This is a genomic window from Chloroflexota bacterium (assembly GCA_020850535.1).
Classification (GTDB): domain Bacteria; phylum Chloroflexota; class UBA6077; order UBA6077; family JACCZL01; genus JADZEM01.
This window is the reverse complement of sequence record JADZEM010000187.1, coordinates 39,330-57,616: the sequence shown is the minus strand read 5'-3', so window position 1 is coordinate 57,616 and position 18,287 is coordinate 39,330. Positions and strand designations below refer to the sequence as shown.

The window sequence follows — 18,287 nt, the reverse complement described above, 5'->3', positions numbered from 1 at the left end:
TCCTGCTGTCCTGGTGCTCAGGACGCCTCATGGCTTTGGAGGGGCCTCGATGCCAGAAAAGACCAGCACCTGATCAGGTAGGCGCTGCCCACGTATCTGGATTGCTGAGGCATCTGCATTCAGCTGGGCGAGTTCGCTCGGCGCGAACGTCACGTCGGCGGCGCCGACGTTCTGGAGCAAGTGCGACATCTGGGTCGTCCCAGGGATGGGCACGATCCATGGCTTCTGCGCCAGCAGCCAGGCGAGCGCGATCTGGGCGGGAGTGGCGCCCTTCTGCTCGGCCCAGCGTTTGACCACCTCGACGAGTCCCAGGTTGTGCGGAAGGTTCTCCGGCGAGAAGCGGGACTCGACGCCACGGATGTCACCGGGGGCGAACCGCGTATTCGCGTCGATGGCGCCGGTGAGGAACTGCACACCGAGCGGGCTCCACGGGACGAAGCCGATTCCTAGCTCCTCACAGAGGGGGAGAACATCCTGCTCGGGCCCGCGCCACAGCATCGAGTATTCGTTCTGGACGGCGGTGACCGGGAGCGTGGCGTGCGCCCGGCGGAGCGTGCCTGGCCCCATCTCCGAGAGGCCCCAGTGCAGGACCTTGCCCTGGTCCATCAGATCCTTCACCGCGCCTGCTACATCTTCGATCGGGACTTCAGGATCGACCCGGTGCTGGTAGAGGAGATCAATGCGGTCGGTGCGAAGGCGCGTGAGCGACCCTTCGACCGCGCGCTTGACGTGGTCCGGCTTGCTGTTGAGGCCACCAGTCCGCTGACCGGTGTCAGGGTCGATGTCCCACCCGAATTTGGACGTGATGGCGACCTGGTTGCGGAACGACTCGATTGCTTCGCCGAGAATGCGCTCGCACTCGAAAGGCCCGTACGCCTCGGCCGTATCGAAGAACGTGACGCCGTGGTCGTAAGCTGCCCGGATGATGTTGATCATCTCCGGGCGGTACGGCACCGTCATTTCGTACTTGCGGCTCATGTTCTGAACGCCGAGCCCGATGCTGGAGACCTCCAGCGAGCCCAACTTTCGGCGTCCCGTCACCTCGGCGGCGGCTTGCCTGGTCGATCCTGGCGCCTGTGCATGGGCCTGCCTGGCAGCCGGCGTGGCAAGGTTTCCCAGCATCGGTACGGCGGCGAGGCTGCCCGCCGACAACAGGAAGGAGCGCCGTCCGATTCCGTGTGTATGTTGTGTTGCCATGTCTGAGTGTCCTCTCGCGAGAGCCAGATCCCCGAGCGCCCGGCGTGAAGTTGCCTGGGCCGCGGCCAGCGTACGACTGCCGGAGCGGCTTCACGCCTCGGGGATCTCAAAGCCGTATTTCTCGAGGGTGATGCTGTCGGGGTCCGGTCCGCCGCGCACGCCCGTGTCGAGCGCGTCGATCGCGGCGATCTGGTCGCCGGAGAGTTCGAAGTCGAAAACGTCGAAGTTCTCCGCGATGCGGGCCGGCTTGACCGACTTTGGGATCGCGGAGCGCCCCGCTTGCAGGTGCCAGCGCAGCATCACCTGGGCGGCCGATTTGCCGTGCAGACGGCCGATCTCAAACAGCGTCGGGTCGTCGAAGGTGCTCACCTCACCGCCCCGGTACGACGTGATGCCGCCGATGGGCGACCAGGCCTGCGTCAGGATGCCGTGCTCGGCGTGCAGTCGCTGCAGCGCGGTCTGCTGGAAGTAGGGATGAAGCTCGATCTGGTTCACGGCGGGCACGACGGACGCCTCGCTCAGCAGACGCTCCAACCGCTCGGGCATGAAGTTGCTCACGCCGATGGCGCGGACCTCGCCGTCGGCGAGCAGCTTCTCCAGTGCCCGGTAGGCGTCGAGGGTGCGGTCGAAGGCCGACGACAGCGGCTGATGCAGGAGCAGCAGGTCGATTTGCTCGACGCCCAGCTTCCGGGCGCTCTTGTCGAACGCGTGCAGGGCGTCGTCGTAGCCGTAGTCGGTGATCCAGACCTTCGTCTCGATGAACATCTCGGAGCGGTCGATGCCGCTGCGCCGGATCCCCTCGCCCACCTCAGGCTCGTTGCCGTACGCGGCGGCGGTGTCGATCAGCCGGTAGCCCGCGCCGATCGCCGATTCGACCGCGCCCACGGTCTGTGCGGGGGGATTCTGGAAGACGCCGAGCCCGAGGGCCGGCATCTCGACGCCGTTGTTCAGGGTAACGAGGGGATTCCTCTCGGTCATGGTGCTTGATTCCTTCTCTGACAGGTGACGGTCCGATATGGAGCCGTGGTCACGCCCTCCCCACGACGGGTACTAGATCGCGCCCACCCGAACGACCGACTTGATCGCCCGGCGCTCGTCCATGGCGGCGTACGCCTCCGAGACGTTGTCGAGGTCGGTCTCGAAATCGAAGACGCGGCCGGGGTTGATGCGACCCGTCAGGACATCGTCGAGCAGGTCGGGGATGTACGCCCGGGCCGGGGCGACGCCACCGCGCAGCCCGACGTTGCGGAAGACGACCCGCTCCATGACCGGGAAGTCGACGCCGTGGGGGACCCCAACCACGCCGACGACGGAGCCGGGGCGAGCAACCGCCATCGCCGTGGCGAGCGACTGGCCCGTCCCGACGCATTCCATCGCAGCGTCGACGCCGATCCCACCGGTCATCTCCCTGATCGTTTCCACGGCGGCATCGCCACGTTCGGGGACGATCTCCGTGGCCCCGAACGACCGGGCCAGCGCCTGGCGGGCCGGATTTCGGCTCAGGGCGATGACACGCTCGGCGCCCAGGCGGCGGGCCGCGATGATGCCGCACAGGCCCACCGCGCCGTCCCCGACCACGGCAACCACGTCCCCGGCCTTGACGCCAGCACTGACGGCCGCGTGGTGGCCAGTGCACATGACGTCCGTGAGCGCGAGGAGGGAGCGGAGTGTCTCGTCGGCGTGACCGGAGCCGCGTACCGGGACGAGGGTTCCATCTGCGAGAGGAACGCGCACCGCCTCGCCCTGGCCGCCATCGGTCTGGCCGTTCCCGAACGAACCCCCGTTGACGCACTGCGAGGTGACCCCGGCACGGCAGTTCGGGCAGGCGCCGTCGCAGTAGGTGAACGGGGCGATCACGAGGTCGCCGTGCGCCACGCCCCGCACCTCGGACCCGACTGCCTCCACGATGCCGATGAACTCGTGGCCGATCGAGCCTTGCGCGTGTGGGGACTCCCCTCGATAGTACCAGAGGTCGGAGCCGCAGACGCACCCGAGCACGACGCGGACAATGGCGTCGGTTGGCGCGGCGATGACCGGGTCGGGCCGCTCGCCGATTGTGATGTCGCGTGGGCCGTTGTAGAGAGCGGCTCGCATGGTGTGCCTCCCTGGTGGCAGGCTGGGCCTGCGCAGTCTGCCGTTGTCTTGGTTGCGTTCTACTGTGGACCGTGCCCGGCCTGGCAGCAGGCGGGCCACGACATGGAGTGCCGCGTGATGGCAGAAGCCGGATCACATTCCGTTTCTTGAAGAGAACTCCATGCTCAGCGTTGACGCGATACTCGTCCGTGCTCTATACCCTGAAGTATTCGCCTTATGGAGTCAGAGTGACTGGAACGATCCTCCAGCATGATTGGCAGAAACTCTACCGATTGGTCGCTCAGGACCAGGCTATGAACGAAGGGGTCGCCACGGTGTCGTTGCACCAGCAGCATCGAGAGCGCGAGGCGCGTCGAGCGGAATCGAACGCGGCGGAGCTGATCGAGCGGATCGCACATGCTGTCCGCGACGATGGAACAGCAGATCCTCTGCGTGGGCTACGGCTCTATCGCCAGTCCTCGCCCACCGACCGGCTGCACGGCGTGTCCACCCCGTCCTTCTGTGCCATCGCCCAGGGCAGCAAGGAGGTGTATCTCGGCGAAGACTGCTTCCGGTACGACCCGGCCCGGTATCTGCTCTCGACGGTCGCCCTGCCCGTGGTCGGCCAGGTCGTCGAAGCGTCGATGGAACGGCCCTACCTCGGCCTGCGCCTCGAGCTCGAACCGGCACTGGTCGGCTCGGTCATGGTCGAGGCCGGCCTCCTGGCATCGCGCGGGCAGGCCAGCGCGAAAGCGTTCGATGTAAGCCCCCTGGATGCTGGACTGCTCGACGCCGTGGTGCGGCTCGTGAGGCTCATCGACTCGCCGGCCGAGGCGCGGGTGCTCATGCCGCTCGTCATGCGGGAGATCGTCTACCGGCTCCTCGTGGGCGCTCAGGGCGACCGGCTCCAACACGTGACGATCCTGGGCGGCACCACCACCCGCATCGCCAGGGCCGTCGAGCGGCTACGGAACGACTATGACAAGCCGCTCCGCATCGAGAGTCTCGCGAGCGAGCTCGGCATGAGCGCCTCGGGATTTCACGCCCAGTTCAAGGCGGTCACGGCGATGAGCCCCCTGCAGTTCCAGAAACAGATCCGGCTCCAGGAGGCCCGCCGCCTCATGATCGGCGAGGATGTGGACGCTGCACGCGCCGGCTACCGCGTGGGATACGACGACGCGTCGCACTTCACCCGAGAGTACAAGCGGCTGTTCGGGGAGCCGCCGATGCGGGATGTCCAACGCCTGCGAGCGACCGCCACGGCGGGCGCCGACCTTTAGGCTGCGGATGCAGGTATATCCTGCGCCAAGATCGAGGTGACCGGGCGAATCGCCAGTCAGCCGACGCTCGGCGCGCCCGTCAGCGGCTGCCCTTGCCGCCCCGCGCCTCGCCCTCGACCATCGCCTGGCGGGCGGGGTCCAGGAGAAACTCGCGGATCTCGTCGGCGTAGACCACCTCGGAGTCGTCCTGCGGCTCGTAGCCGATGATCTTGCACCAGCCGCACGATGAATCGGCACGCCGGCCTGGTGGAATGCTAGCCCTAAATCGAGCTGTACGGCATGTGCGTCCAGCCCGTATCCATGCCGCCATCGATGGGTACGACCGCGCCGGTGATGTACGCTGCGCCGGGGGAGCACAGAAAGAGGACCGCCTGGGCCACCTCCTCGACCCGGCCATACCTGTCCAACGGGATAGCTTCGATGAGAGCGGCGCGAAACTCCTCGTTCATCCGCCGGGTTGACGGTTGGGCGGCTCGTTCTGGGATCTCGACCACGCCCGGCGCGACCGCGCTGACGTTGATCCGATGTTCGGCCAGCTCCATCGCCAGCACCTTCGTGAATATCTCGACACCCGCCTTCGACGCGCAGTAGGCCGACGCGCCCAGGCGTCCGACATGGCTGGCAATCGACGAGACGGTGACGATCCGGCCCTGGGTCCCGTGCGCGACCATGCTCCGTGCCGCCGCCTGACAGGACAGGAACACGCCCCGCAGGTTCGTCTCGATCGCGGCGTCCCATGCCGTCACGTCCATGCTCAGGACCGAGGCGTTCGGAACAACACCCGCGTTCGCGATCATGATCGTAGGCGGCCCGAACACCTGCTCTGCCGTGGCGACGAGATGTGCCACAGCGGCTGCATCGCGCACATCGACGGGAACGAACGCCAGCCGCTCCAGGTCCGAGAACCTTGCTCGGGCCCGGTCGAGTGCATCCTGCTGCACGTCGCCCAGGACGACGCTGGCTCCGGCGTCGTGAAACGCCCGAGCAATACCCAGACCGATGCCGGCCGCAGCGCCGGTCACGATGACCACCTGCCCGTCGAAGCTCGTCATCGGTTCCTATCCCTCGCAGCCGTTGGTCGATCTCGAAGTCAAACGGTGATGGCCGGGCCACCATCTACTAGCAGCACAGGCGTTGCCCCCTACGCTCAACGGTTCGTCTCCTGCTCCAGGTAGTCAGGGTACCGGGCTCCCTGCACTGTGATGCTGGCCGCCGCAGCCTCAATATCGCGGAGATTCTCGGGCGTCAGCTCGACCGCGACTGCGCCGAGGTTCTCGTCCAGGCGCTCCAGCCGCCGGGTGCCGGGAATCGGCACGATCCACGGCTTCTGGGCGAGCAGCCAGGCCAGCGCGATCTGGGCGGGCGTTGCGTTCTTCCGATGCGCGATCCGGCTGACCAGATCGACCAGCGCCAGGTTCGCCTTCAGCAGGTCTGGGGCGAAGCGCGGGATCGTGCTCCGCACATCGTTGCTGCCGAACGTGGTGTTCGCGTCGATGGTGCCCGTGAGGACGCCCTTGCCCAGCGGGCTGTAGGGGACGAAGCCGATGCCGAGCTCTTCGCAGGCCGCGAGCACTTCCTCTTCGGGGCGCCGCCACCAGAGGGAGTACTCGCTCTGGACCGCCGTGACCGGCTGCACCGCATGGGCCCGTCGGATCGTCCGTGCCGACGCCTCGGACATGCCGAAGTGCCTGACTTTCCCTGCCTGGATCAGGTCTTTGACCGTCCCGGCCACGTCCTCAATCGGCACGTTCGGGTCGACGCGGTGCTGGTAGTAGAGGTCGATTGTCTCGATCCCGAGCCGCCTCAGCGAGCCATCGGTCATTCGCCTGATGTGCTCTGGCTGGCTATTCTGGCCAAGCCGCTCACCGTTGGGGCCGTAGTAGTGGCCGAACTTGCTGGCGATGACGACCTGATCCCGGACCGGGGCCAGTGCCTCGCCGACCAGCTCCTCGTTGATGAAGGGGCCGTAAGACTGCGCGGTGTCGAAGAACGTGACGCCGCGATCCACGGCCGCTCGAATGAAGGCGATCATGTCCTGCCGGTCGCCGGGCGGCGGGCCGTAACTCTGACTCATGCCCATGCAGCCGAGCCCGAGGGCCGAGACTTCCAGGCCGCTGCTTCCAAGTGTACGCTTCTGCATCGTATCTCCTTTGAGTTTGTGCCAGGACTCTGTCGTGGCGCCGGACAGAAGCTCGTCGGACGCCCCGATTTGAGGGCGCTCCTTGCTCGCCCACATCGCCGTTCGGTGCGACTCCGCCCGCCTGTCCTGGCGTGTGTACGTGCTCAAGCTCGATCTCACGCCATCACAATGGGGGGCCGCGCCAGTGCGGGCGGCGACGGCATCCGACCGGGAAGCCGTCCGATCGGCGACGACGGAACGTTCGCTCACGCTCAAGCCGCCACGACCCTGACCAGCGACTTAATCGCGCGGCGTTCGTCCATGACGGCGTACGCCTCCGCGATGTGGTCGAGGTCGGTCTCGAAGTCGAAGACGCGGCCGGGGTTGATCTTTCGGCTGCACACCAGATCGACCAGCTCCGGCAGGAAGCGCCGCACCGGGGCCGGGCCGCCGAACAGGTGGACCTCAGCGAAGAACAGCTCCTGGCCCGGCAGCTCCACCCCGTGGGAGACCCCGACGTAGCCAACGTGCCCGCCGGGGCGGGTGGCGCGGATCGCCTGCAGCATCGCCTCCTGGCTCCCGACCGCCTCGATCACCGAGTGCGCTCCGAGGCCGTCGGTCAACTCCTTGATCCTGGCCACGCCCTCGTCGCCGCGCTCCGTCACGATGTCGGTCGCGCCGAAGTCTCGGGCCAGCCGCTGGCGCGGCTCGTGGCGGCTCATGACGATGATGCGCTCGCTCAACCCCGTCCTCGCTCAAGCGAGGTACTGATCGTCGGGGACATGCTCCAGCCAGTCGACGGCTCGGCCGTCGACCGCGTTGGTGATCGCGATGTGGCTCATTGCGGTGGTGGAGGCGGCCCCATGCCAGTGCTTCACCCCTGGTGGTGTCCAGATCACGTCGCCCGGCTTGACCTCGATCTTCTCGCCGCCCTCCTCCTGCACCCAGCCCATCCCGGACTGGACGATCAGGACCTGGCCTGCCGGGTGGGTGTGCCATGCCGAGCGGGCGCCCGGCGCGAACGAGACCAGGCTTCCTGACGAGGTCGTGGTCGTATTCGGAGCGTACCAGGGATCGACGGTCACGGACCCGGTGAACGTCTCGGCCGCCCCCCTGGTCGAGGGCCGCGTGCCGTTGCGCGAGATCTCCATGCTCATGAGGTTCGCCCCTTCTACTTGCTGAATGTGTGCCTGCTGGGCTTGCGCATCCGTGGTCAGGCCGGCGAGCAGCGGCAGCGCCGCAAGGCCCGCGCCCACCTGGAGCACCTGTCGGCGGGACACCGTGGCGCGGCCGAGCGCCGCTCAGTCGCTCAGGCATTCGACCGACTGTCGAAGACGCCCTTGAAGGCTGGCACCGACGAGAACGCGTTCGGCCAGCCAGCGTAGAACGCCAGGTGCGCCAGTACCTCGGACGCCTCTTGCTTCGTCAGGCCGTTGTCCATCGCCCGGCCAAGGTGAAACGTGATTTGGCCCACCTGGCCGGCGGTGACCAGCGCGCTGACGGTCACCAGGCTCCGGTCGCGAGGCGCGAGGTCAGGGCGCAGCCACAGGTCCTTGAACAGCACGTCTCCGGTAAACAGCACGAGCCCCGGCGACACCGGGCCGGCGCCCTGCTCGACCGACGCCGCGCGCTGGGCCTCGGCCGCCTGATCGAGTGGCAGAAGCCGGGGCGCGGCTGGGGGAAGCTGATCCGCCCCGATCCCGCGCTGGGCGAAGATGTCCTTGGCGACCGCGACCGCCGAAGTCGCGTTGGCCCAGCCCGAGTAGAAGGCGAGGTGCGTGATGATCTCGGAGAGCTGTCGCGGCGTCACGCCGTTGTCGAGCGCCAGGTTCACGTAGGTCGGCAGCTCGATGGTCTGATTGCGCGCGATCAGCGCCGACACCGTCACGATGCTCCGGTCCCGCGCCGACAGGTCGGGTCGAGTCCAGAGATCGCCGAACAGCGTCCTCTGCAGGTACCGCTCAAGGGCCGGAGCCACCGCGCAAATGTCGCTGGTCTCCGTCGAGGCTCCGACCTGATTGCGCTGCATGTCCATCGTCAGGATCCTTTCGTGTGCGGCTGTGACGGCGAGGGCGGCTTCCGCACGGGCTCCGAAGGGCCGTGGTGGCGTGCGAGGCCGTCCGACGAGGGGCGCCATTCGGTCGGATCGATGGTCCCGTGCGGGTTGTGGCGGGCATGGCAAGGCCAGGGCGACGAAACGACAGCGTCCCAATGGCAGGCTCGCCGCCGCCGCTATCTTGAGTAAAGCTCCAGCGTTGAGACGGGCCTTGGGCCGCGCATCCGCTGCCTGATACCCAGTATGCCCCTGGAGACGCGTCGCTAGATGTGATGATTCTCCAGCATGATTGTCTGATCCTCCGCGACTTCGCGGTTCGGATCTCGACCGTCATGGCCGGCTGTTGCCGCCCTCGACGACAGGGTGTTGGGGGACCGATACAGGCGGTCGCGGCTCATCTTGCGGCCGACGGTCCGGATGGGGATGCTCGGCCACCTGACGGATGGCGACGAGGCCCGGCGCCGCGATGGCGACGGGTCGGGGAGGTTGGAGATAGCTCCAACTATTTCCTGTACGTGGGCCTCGCGGGCGTTCCCTGTCCTGTAGTATGCTCATCTCAGCGCGCGGAAGCATGAGATAATCCTCCAGGATGATTGTCTGAAACTCCACAGCTCGCTCAGACCGAGGCGGATTGAGCGGAAGGGCTCGCATGGTGATGGCGAACGACGAACAGCGAGAGCGCGAGGAGCGCCAGACAGAGACGCATCGGGAAGAGCTGGTCGAGCGGCTGGCGCGAACGGCCCGCGAGGACGGGACGGTGGAGCCGTTGCGGGGCCTGCACATTCACCGAGTGTCCACGTCCACGGAGCCCGTGCACGGCGTGTCGATCCCGTCGTTCTGCGTCATCGCCCAGGGCAGCAAGACGATCTATCTCGGCGACGACTACTATCGATACGATCCCGCGCACTACTTGCTCGCGACCGTCGAACTGCCGATCGTGATCCAGATCGGCGATGCGTCAAAGGAGCGGCCTTACTTCAGCCTCCGACTCGATCTCGACCCGGTCCTCGTCGGCTCTGTGATGGTCGAGGCCGGCCTGCCGTCCCCGCGTGGGCAGGCCAGTGCGAAGGCGATCGACGTGAGCCCGCTGGATGTGGGCCTGCTGGACGCAACGGTTCGGCTCGTCAGGCTCGTGGAATCGCCTGCCGAGGCGCGGATCCTGATGCCGCTGGTTACGCGGGAGATCGTCTACCGCCTACTTGTCGGCGCCCAGAGCAATCGACTCCGCCACCTGGCGGCCTTCGGCGGCGCGACCAACCGCATCGCCACGGCCCTCGAGCGCATCCGCGGCGACTTCGACAAGCCACTCCGCATCGAGAGCCTCGCACGCGAGCTGGGAATGAGCCCCTCTGGCTTCCACGCGCAGTTCAAGGCGGTCACCGCGATGAGCCCTTTGCAGTTCCAGAAGCAGTTGCGGCTCCAGGAGGCCCGACGCCTGATGTTCGGCGAGGATCTCGACGCGACGACCGCCGGTCGCCGCGTCGGGTACGACGACGCCTCGTACTTCAACCGCGAATACAAGAGCCTGTTCGGGGTGCCGCCGATGCGCGACGTGCAGCAGCTCCGAGCAACCGCCACGGCGAGCGCCGATCTTTAGGCTGCGGATGCAGGTATATCCTGCGCTAAGATCGAGGTGACCGGGCGAATCGTCAGTCAGCCGACGCTCGGCGCGCCCGTCAGCGGCTGCCCTTGCCGCCCCGATCCTGTCCCTGGACCATGTCCTGGCGGGCGGGGTCCAGGAGAAACTCGCGGATCTCGTCGGCGTAGACCACCTCGGAGTCATCCTGCGGCTCGTAGCCGATGATCCGCCGGGCGTTGGCGATGCTCCCGTCAGGGGAGGTGGGACTGATCTGCCCGGTCCAGTGTGACCTCTGCCTCCCGCAGCCAATACGTCATCCCCATCGCCTGAAGCATCGAGATGCCCGTCGAGAGCTCTGCGCGGGCCTCGTTCTGGCGAGCGAGGCGGCGGTACATATTCCCAAGGCGGACGTGGCAGCGCGCCTGAAGCGGGCGCATACCCAGGTCCACCGCGAGGGTGAACGCCCGGCGATAGGACTCTTCGGCGCTCCTTGACTCTGGTGGCGAGCGCCGGGTCGCGATATCGCCGGCGAGCTTCAGCGCATACGCTTTGTTGCTGCGTTCGCCATGTACCGGGGCATGGTCGAGCGCCTGCTGACAAAGCCGAACGGCATCGTGGATTCGGCCGTTCGCCAGATACGCCTCTCCCAGGTGGCTTTGCAGGACCGATTCGAAGATCCGCCCCCGAACGGATGTGTCCTGTGCCACCGCTCGCTCCAGGAGCGTCACTGCTTCGTCGGTGCGTCCGGCGAGCGTAAAGGCGGCGCTGATCCCCCAGCACCTCGGCCGCGGCCATTGCCTCGCGAAGGTACTCGCCGACTCGCACATTCTCGGCGAGCCGCCTGAGCGACGGGCGCAAAGCCAGTCGGATCTCGATCCCCTGCTCCAAATGCTCGCGGGTGTCGGGCAGATGCCGCGGCGCCTCGAGTGCCTGTTCGAAATATGCGGCGGCCCCGCGGTCGGCCGAACGTGTCTGCGCTTTCAGGCCGGCGTCGCGAGAGTACACCACAGCCAACTGCCCCAACGCGGCGCGCAGGGCATTGTAGGCGAGCCACTCGACGTGCTCGGCGAGCCGGTCAACGTACGTCTCCCGGTTCGCGTCGGCCACGCAGGCGTGCAAGACCCGACGTCGTTCCTGGAGCAGGCTGCCGTACGCGACCTCCTGCGTGAGGGTGAGCTTGAAGGTGTACACCGGCTCCGGAAACAGGCGGGCTGCGTACAGGAACTCGGAAGCCCGAAGTATCCCGAGCATGCGATCGAGTTTGTCGTCGTCAGCATCAGTGAGGCCACGGAGCAGCGAGGCTGGGACATCTTTGCCGATCACGGCGGCCGTCTGAAGCAGCGCCTTCACTGCCGGTGGAAGGCGGTCGATTCGGGCCGCCACCACGCTCTGGATGGAGGCCGGTATTCGCACCTCGGAAATGGGCTCGGCAGACGGTACGCGCCACGTTCGCCCACCACGACGTCCGTCTCCACCAGTGAGCAGACGCTCTCCTCCAAGAACAGCGGGTTAGCCTGTGTCCGCCCTTGCAGCAACGCCTTCAACGATTCGAGCGATGTGTCGTCCCCGAGTAGTTCGGACAGCAGCACCTCGACGCGCGCCGTTTCCAGCGGATCGATCCGGATCTGGGTGCAGTGGCTGCGGTTTCTCCACCCGTGCCGATGCTCCGGACGATAGGTGACCAGCAGCAGCACGCGCGGCCGGCAGGCTCTCGACCAGCAGATCGAGGAACGCCTGGGTCTCCGAATCGATCCAATGGAGATCCTCGACGACCGGCACCAGTGGGTGCTTCAAGCTCTCTTACAGCAACAGCAGCCGCGCCGCGTCAAGGGTTTGTTGGCGACGCTGAGCCGGGGCGAGCGCTGCCCAGGCAGCGCGCCCTGATGTCGGCGCAGATCCTGAACGAGCCGGCGCGTTCGCGGATATCCCCGCCCCGGCAGAGCTTGTCGTCGGCACTCGACAGCCTCAGTCGGGAACGTATTCTCTGACGGACCTTAAGAGATAGCACTCCGTCTCGCGGATGCCGTGGAACGATCCAACCTCGTAGAATCGCTGCGTCACCTCATAGCCGGCCAGCAAACCCTCGGCTGCCAGTTCGTGGGTCAGGTCACCGAGATCGTACGGCTCACCCAGAGGAATTCGCTCGAGCGCCTCGGCGCGATAAAGACTGGCGCCGTAGTCGATGTACGCCATCTCCGGGTCCGGCTGGCGCTTGTCGTACCGCACGATCCGCCCATCGCGGAAGTGCACATTGCTCGTGTCCCACTGCCGTCCGTTGCGGAAAACGGTCATCAGGGCCGGCTCGGGACACCGAAGAAAGTGCTCCAGGACCACCGCATAGTCGATATCCAGGTAGGAGTCACCGTAGATCACGAGGCACAACGGACCGATCAGCGGCAGGGCTCGACGCACGGCGCCGCCGGTGCCAAGGAGCCGCTCACCATCATAGGCGTACCTGACTTCGAGACCGTAGCGAGCCCCATCGCCCACATGGGCCTCGATCTGGTCTCCGAGGTGCCCGACGCAGAAGACGACCCGACGAACGCCACTACGCTGGAGGAGCGCAAGCTGGTGATCGACAAACGGGTGCCCCGCGACGGGAATCATCGACTTCGGGAGATCGGCAGCGAGCAGCCCAAGGCGCGTCGCTCGACCACCCGCCAGGATCGCTACCGGGACCTCGGACAGCTTCACAGCCTCAGCTCCCGAACGCCACGTCAGGACTCGTCAGGAGATAACCGTCTCATCATAGGGCACCTTCATAACGAGGCATATTGCCTCCGGCAGTAACGGCTATTCCCTTGCAGACCCTCAGGACTCACTGGATCACAACCTTGGTGCCCTCGAAGTCGAAGCGGAAACGGACTTCGCGGAGGCCGACATCGCGCATGGCAGCACGGAGGCGGGCCTTGTCCTCAGCGTAGAACATCAGGAAGCCGCCGCCACCGGCCCCGACAAGCTTCCCACCGAGCGCGCCGTTCTCCATCCCGAGCTGGTACAGTCGGTCGATCTCCTCGTTGGTGGCGGCACCTGTGCGCCGCTTCTTCTGCTCCCACTGGAGGCTGAGAAGGTCGGCGAAGGCGCGAAGATCGCCCTCGATGAGCGCCTCGTGGCTCTTGTAGGCGATCTCCTTAAGATCATGGAGATTGCGCTCCACCTCGGGGTCACTCTCAAGGGTTCGACGGTTCTGATCGCTCAAAACCTTCGACGCAGACCGCGAGTAGCCAGTGAAGAATAGCAGCAGATCGTCTTCGAGGTTGTAGCGGGTCTCGGTCGAGATCGGGAGGGGCATAGCGTTCACCTCGCCGCCCGGCGCAAACTCCAGGCATGTCAGTCCCCCGAAGGCGGCGATGTACTGATCCTGCTTGCCGATCTCCTCCTTGAGGAGTCCAATCTCCACATGGCATGCCTGCTCGGCCAGCTCACGCGGATGAATCAGGTGCTTCTTGTGGGTGTGCAGCGCCTTGAGTAGGGCGGTCGTAAAGCTGCCGGAGGATCCGAGGCCGGTGCCGGCCGGGATGTCCGCCATGCTGGAGATTTCGAGGGCACGCCCATCGATCTCCATCAGCCGCATCGCCTCCCGGATGATCGGATGTTGGAGATGCTCGGCTGCTTCAACACGTTCGAGGCTGGAGTACTTGACGATCAGATCGTCGACGAACGTGTCATGGATGGTGATGTAGACGTACTTGTCGATGGCCCCCGCAATCAGAAAGCCGCCGAACTGCTCGTAGTACGAGGCAAGGTCCGTCCCCCCACCTCCCAGCGTGATCCGCAAGGGGCTACGCGTGATGATCACGGCCGGACACCTCGTATAGTCGCTCGACGATGGTCAACGCAGCGATGGCATCTTCGACTGTCCCACTCAGTTGCTGCCCTGTCTCGATGCACGCCACCCAATGCTCGATCTCGGCGTGCCAGGAGCGATCCTCACGCGGGTACTCCCAGGCCGACGTCTCTGGTGGCCCCATTTCTGGCAGCATGCGGTAATACGTCAGGCGCTCCGTGCCGTAGCTGCCGCCGAGTCCGTCGATCTGAAGCTTACCATCGCACCCGAAGATCTCAAACGAGAAGAGGTTCTTCCACTCCGTGCAGCTTGCATGGAGCCAGGCAACCTGCCCGCTCGCCGTCTTGAGTATCGCGAAGCCATTGTCTTCGACCGGCATCTGCCAATAGAACGTAGCGACGTGCCCGGCGACCTCCACGAAGTCACCACAGAACCAGCGGGACAGATCAATCAGGTGGACACCCTGGTCTAGCATTTCGCCGCCGCCGGCGATCTCTGGATCAGCCCGCCACTCGCGGTCGTAGCCCGGGCGCCCGCCATGCCCATACCGAGCACGGATGTATACCAACTCGCCGATCCCGCCCGCGTCGACGATAGCACGCGCCTTCTGAAAGGCCGGGTGAAACCGGTGGTTGAACCCCACCTTCACCACCACCCCGCGCGTCTGCGCGGCGGCCAGGAGCGGACCTAACTCGAAGGCGTAGCGCGCAGCGGGCTTCTCTACCAGGACGTGCTTGCCAGCCTCCGCCGCCGCCACGGCGGCCGTGGCCAGCACATTGTTCGTCGTCGAGACGATCACCGCATCCACGTCCGGCTGCTGGACGATCTCGCGGTAGTCAGCACTGGCAACGCAGTCTGGGTAGCTAGCGGCCAGCCGCTCCGCGTTCCCGAGCGAGATGTCTGCGCAGGCGACCAACTGGTGTGCACCGAGCGCAGCCGCACGCTTTCGCCCGATCAGGCCGCATCCGACGATCGCGACCCTCACGGCGTCTCCCACCCTCGGTCTTCAGGAACGATGCGCCGCAACGTGAAGACATCGCTGGCCGCGATCTTCTCGCGCAGCGCAGGGAACTCGCGCCAGGGGTCCCAGACTGCCGCGATCAGCCGTCCGGTGATGCCGTCACTCTCGGGAGATGCCAGGAACGCCACAAGATCGGCGCCAACGTCCAGCGGCGTCGCGCTGCCCGCCTGCCACTGGACCGCCCGGTTGTGCAAGCTCGCTCCAACCCTCTCCGGCCCAGCCGCCACGATCTGATCGGTCAGCCGGGTGTTGAGCGCTCCGGGCGCCACAGCGTTGACATCAATACCAGCGTCCTTCACCTCTTCGGCCAACGTCTCGCCGAACCTGACCACCGCCGCCTTCGACGCGGCATAGGCGCTGACCCGTGGAAGTGGGGACGTGGCGCCGCCGCCAGAGAGGATGACGATCTTGCCGCCGCCCTGCTGGCGCATCAACGGGACCACAGAACGGCACGCCAGAACCGTCCCCAGGAGATTGATCTCGACGGCTCGGACCCACTCGACCCAATCCACCTCTTCGATCAGCCCGAGCGGCCCATAGACACCGGCATTGCTGACCAGCACGTCCACGCGACCAAGCTGCTCGACCGTTGAGGCGACGAGTTGCTCGACATCGGCCTGGACCGCGACATCGCCAGCCTGCCACACGACGTGCTGGCTCGGGTCAGGCCGAGCGGCCGCCAACTCCTCACCGGCTGCCTGCAAGACGCCAGCATCGCGCCCGGTGAGCATGACGCTGGCGCCGTCGGCGATCAAGCGAGCGGCAATAGCCTTCCCCAGGCCTCGGCTGGCGCCAGTCACGATCGCCGTCCGTCCGGAGAGGTTCATGCGTTCGTCCCCTCTGGCACAAGTGGATATCCCACTCGGACGTAGATGACTCGTGGGTCGCCGGCCAGATGCGGCACGAAGCCAGCCTGATCGATCAGTCGAGGTTGCGACATGGTACGCGCCAGATCGTCTGCCGAGAGCGTGCGAAACTCCGGCCAGGCTGTCGCCAGGATCGCCACATCCGCACCCGTCAGGGCGCCGTCGATGCTGGCAGCGAGCGTAATTCCGCTCAAGTCCAGCGGGAGCGCCCGCACGGCCGGGTCGTACGCGGAGACCTGGATACCGCCGTCGAGGAGCTTCCGCGCCAGATCTACCGATGCCGAGCGGCGCAGTGTGTCCGTCCCGGCCTTGTAGGTGAGGCCCAGCACTGCCACCCGAGGATGCTTCACGTCGCCCACGAGATGGAGGGTTCGGATGTACGACCAGTCCTGGTGAAGGTGATTGCTGACCCGGATGGCGTCAACCATCGGACTCGCGATGCCGTGCTCGGCGGCGAGCCGCCCCAGGACGCCAACATCTCTGAGCAGTGTCCCACCAGCCAGTGGCGGCCCGGGCGAGACGTAGGCCCGTCGGCCGATGCGTGGTTCGCTTCGCAGCCCGCGCTCCACCTCCGATGCGTCCGCACCAACCCGTTCACAGATCCGCGCAAGCTCATTGGTATACGCCACGGAGAGCGCCAGAAAGCCGTTCAACGCATGTTTCGTCATCTCCGCCGACTGTAGTGACATCCACTCAATCTGGTCCGAGAACGGTGCGAAGAGCGCCGCGAGCCGTGCACGGTCGGTCCCTGTGCCGGTCCCGACTACGACACGCTCCGGATTGCGGAAGACCTCTATCGCCTGACCCAGACGGAGATTCTCAGGGGAGCAGGCGATTTGTAGGCTTGGATCGGTCTGGCGCCACGCCTGTTCGATTTGTGCGCTGAAGCCGACCGGAACCTGGGAGGAGATCAACACCAACGTGCCAGGTCGAATGAGTCCACGTACGTGTTCGAGCTGGTTGCGGACCCAGGCTGCGTCCGCGCGGTCGTCTTCGTCAACTGGCGTGTCGAAGGCGACCCAGAGCACGTTGGCAGCAGCAAGCGCCGTGGCCGGGTCGGCAGTGAACGACAGCAGGCCTGTGGCCAGGCTACGCTGCATCAATTCGGGAAGATCGGGTTCAGCGACTGGCGGTCGGCCATCAGCCAACCCTTTGATGCGTCCCTCGTCCAGATCGAGACCAACAACTGAGAATCCGGCGTCAGCCAGGCAGGCCGCCGTTACGCTGCCGAGATGCCAGAGACCGTAGACGCAGACGATACCCGTAAACGTCCGGTCTGTACTCACCGTCGATCCAGCAGCCATTGGTGATCCCGGAGATACTGAATGGTCCGCACAACCGCCTGCCGGATCGTGAGCTTCGGCTGCCAACCGAGTGCGCGGATCTTCCGTGTGTCGAGGAAGATGAATGGGCTATCGCCAACCCAGCCGCGCTCACCGCCGGAGTAGTGTAGCTCTGGATCAATCCCGAGTTGATCCACGATGCAGCGAATCGAGTCGTTGACCTCGATATACTCGTCGGCACCAAGGTTGAAGATCGCTACCTTGTCTGTCACGGTGTCGATCGCGAGCAGCATCGCCTCAATGCAGTCCTGGACGTACATGTACGACTTTCGCTGCTTGCCGTTACCTAGCACTTCGAGCCGCGTCGGGTCGGCCAGCAGCTTCTTGTAGAAGTCAAAGACGTGACCGTGGGTGTAGCGCTCGCCGAGAACCGAGACGAACCGGAAGATGTAGCCTTGAAATCCAAACCCTTCGCAGTACGCTTCAATGAGTCCCTCCGCAGCCAGCTTGGAAGCACCGTAGAGCGACGTCTGGATCGGGAACGGTGCGTCCTCCGGCGTAGGGAAGACAGTTGGCTCACCGTAGATCGAGCCAGTCGAAGAGAAGGCGAGTCGGCGCACACCGGTCAGCCGCATCGCTTCGAGGACGTTGTGGGTAGCGATGACGTTCTGCTCGAGATCGCGGCGCGGATACTCGGTGCCAAACCGAACGTCCGCGTTGGCGGCCAAATGAAACACGAAGTCGTGTCCGTCCATCGCCGCTCGAAGAGCATCGATATCGCCAAGGTCAGCTGTGACCAGCCGGAAATTGGGCCTACTGATGGCATCGTTCAGGAAAGCGGTCTGGCATGTGGACAGGTTGTCGTAGGCAGTGACCTGGCATCCACGGGCGAGCAGGCGATCAACGAGGTTGCTGCCAATGAAGCCGGCGCCGCCGGTGACGAAGACACGCCTGAGATCGGGGGACAGGTCTGTTGTCATGCTTCCTCGTGATTCAGCGATTGACACCGAGCAAGGGCCGTCGGTC

The 18,287-nt window shown here is 65.7% G+C and carries 19 protein-coding genes; 4 read left to right on the top strand and 15 right to left on the bottom strand.

What is annotated here, in order from left to right:
• Window positions 1-27: 27 nt before the first annotated feature.
• The 3 genes from IT306_26500 to IT306_26490 form a co-directional block, all read right to left on the bottom strand.
• Window positions 28-1,197, bottom strand: coding sequence for an aldo/keto reductase (locus tag IT306_26500; GenBank protein ID MCC7371994.1), 1,170 nt, complete (start codon window positions 1,195-1,197; stop codon window positions 28-30).
• A 90-nt stretch (window positions 1,198-1,287) separates the two neighbouring features.
• Complete coding sequence (locus IT306_26495) at window positions 1,288-2,175, bottom strand: aldo/keto reductase (GenBank protein MCC7371993.1); 888 nt, start codon at window positions 2,173-2,175, stop codon at window positions 1,288-1,290.
• A 72-nt stretch (window positions 2,176-2,247) separates the two neighbouring features.
• Window positions 2,248-3,291, bottom strand: a complete 1,044-nt coding sequence (locus IT306_26490; GenBank protein ID MCC7371992.1) for a zinc-binding dehydrogenase — start codon at window positions 3,289-3,291, stop codon at window positions 2,248-2,250.
• A gap of 293 nt (window positions 3,292-3,584) precedes the next feature.
• Here IT306_26490 and IT306_26485 point away from each other — a divergent pair, with 293 nt between their 5' ends.
• Complete coding sequence (locus tag IT306_26485) at window positions 3,585-4,550, top strand: AraC family transcriptional regulator (protein ID MCC7371991.1); 966 nt, start codon at window positions 3,585-3,587, stop codon at window positions 4,548-4,550.
• A gap of 260 nt (window positions 4,551-4,810) precedes the next feature.
• Here the strand turns inward: IT306_26485 and IT306_26480 are convergent, their stop codons facing one another.
• The 5 genes from IT306_26480 to IT306_26460 all read right to left on the bottom strand — a co-directional run bounded on the left by IT306_26480 (window position 4,811) and on the right by IT306_26460 (window position 8,704).
• Window positions 4,811-5,602 (bottom strand): SDR family oxidoreductase, encoded by a 792-nt coding sequence (locus tag IT306_26480; protein MCC7371990.1) that lies wholly within the window; start codon window positions 5,600-5,602, stop codon window positions 4,811-4,813.
• 95 nt (window positions 5,603-5,697) lie between these two features.
• Window positions 5,698-6,690, bottom strand: coding sequence for an aldo/keto reductase (locus IT306_26475; GenBank protein MCC7371989.1), 993 nt, complete (start codon window positions 6,688-6,690; stop codon window positions 5,698-5,700).
• A 251-nt stretch (window positions 6,691-6,941) separates the two neighbouring features.
• Window positions 6,942-7,391 (bottom strand): zinc-binding dehydrogenase, encoded by a 450-nt coding sequence (locus IT306_26470; protein MCC7371988.1) that lies wholly within the window; start codon window positions 7,389-7,391, stop codon window positions 6,942-6,944.
• A 33-nt stretch (window positions 7,392-7,424) separates the two neighbouring features.
• Window positions 7,425-7,820 (bottom strand): cupin domain-containing protein, encoded by a 396-nt coding sequence (locus IT306_26465; GenBank protein ID MCC7371987.1) that lies wholly within the window; start codon window positions 7,818-7,820, stop codon window positions 7,425-7,427.
• A 158-nt stretch (window positions 7,821-7,978) separates the two neighbouring features.
• Window positions 7,979-8,704, bottom strand: a complete 726-nt coding sequence (locus tag IT306_26460; protein ID MCC7371986.1) for a carboxymuconolactone decarboxylase family protein — start codon at window positions 8,702-8,704, stop codon at window positions 7,979-7,981.
• A 670-nt stretch (window positions 8,705-9,374) separates the two neighbouring features.
• On the opposite strand from IT306_26460, the gene IT306_26455 reads away from it, so the two are divergent.
• Window positions 9,375-10,322 carry an AraC family transcriptional regulator gene (locus tag IT306_26455; protein ID MCC7371985.1) on the top strand — a complete coding sequence of 316 codons (948 nt, stop codon included), beginning with the start codon at window positions 9,375-9,377 and terminating at the stop codon, window positions 10,320-10,322.
• A gap of 233 nt (window positions 10,323-10,555) precedes the next feature.
• Here the strand turns inward: IT306_26455 and IT306_26450 are convergent, their stop codons facing one another.
• Window positions 10,556-11,011, bottom strand: a complete 456-nt coding sequence (locus IT306_26450) for a hypothetical protein (GenBank protein MCC7371984.1) — start codon at window positions 11,009-11,011, stop codon at window positions 10,556-10,558.
• Window positions 11,012-11,042: 31 nt separating this feature from the next.
• On the opposite strand from IT306_26450, the gene IT306_26445 reads away from it, so the two are divergent.
• A complete protein-coding gene (locus IT306_26445) occupies window positions 11,043-11,981 on the top strand; it encodes a hypothetical protein (GenBank protein ID MCC7371983.1) in 939 nt (312 codons plus the stop codon).
• Complete coding sequence (locus IT306_26440) at window positions 11,982-12,188, top strand: hypothetical protein (protein ID MCC7371982.1); 207 nt, start codon at window positions 11,982-11,984, stop codon at window positions 12,186-12,188.
• Window positions 12,189-12,269: 81 nt separating this feature from the next.
• On the opposite strand, the gene IT306_26435 is transcribed toward IT306_26440, so the two are convergent.
• From IT306_26435 to IT306_26410, 6 genes are all read right to left on the bottom strand, one after another.
• Window positions 12,270-13,025, bottom strand: a complete 756-nt coding sequence (locus tag IT306_26435) for a nucleotidyltransferase family protein (GenBank protein MCC7371981.1) — start codon at window positions 13,023-13,025, stop codon at window positions 12,270-12,272.
• 97 nt (window positions 13,026-13,122) lie between these two features.
• Window positions 13,123-14,103 carry a galactokinase gene (locus tag IT306_26430; protein MCC7371980.1) on the bottom strand — a complete coding sequence of 327 codons (981 nt, stop codon included), beginning with the start codon at window positions 14,101-14,103 and terminating at the stop codon, window positions 13,123-13,125.
• Window positions 14,087-15,076, bottom strand: coding sequence for a Gfo/Idh/MocA family oxidoreductase (locus IT306_26425; protein ID MCC7371979.1), 990 nt, complete (start codon window positions 15,074-15,076; stop codon window positions 14,087-14,089). The genes IT306_26430 and IT306_26425 overlap by 17 nt, the downstream gene beginning before the upstream one ends.
• Window positions 15,073-15,939, bottom strand: a complete 867-nt coding sequence (locus IT306_26420; protein MCC7371978.1) for an SDR family oxidoreductase — start codon at window positions 15,937-15,939, stop codon at window positions 15,073-15,075. Before IT306_26420 ends, IT306_26425 begins: the two co-directional genes overlap by 4 nt.
• The gene (locus IT306_26415; GenBank protein MCC7371977.1) at window positions 15,936-17,264 is read right to left on the bottom strand and encodes a UDP-glucose/GDP-mannose dehydrogenase family protein; all 1,329 of its coding nucleotides are present in this window, start codon (window positions 17,262-17,264) and stop codon (window positions 15,936-15,938) included. The genes IT306_26420 and IT306_26415 overlap by 4 nt, the downstream gene beginning before the upstream one ends.
• Window positions 17,261-18,241, bottom strand: a complete 981-nt coding sequence (locus IT306_26410) for an NAD-dependent epimerase/dehydratase family protein (GenBank protein MCC7371976.1) — start codon at window positions 18,239-18,241, stop codon at window positions 17,261-17,263. The genes IT306_26415 and IT306_26410 overlap by 4 nt, the downstream gene beginning before the upstream one ends.
• Window positions 18,242-18,287: the final 46 nt, after the last annotated feature.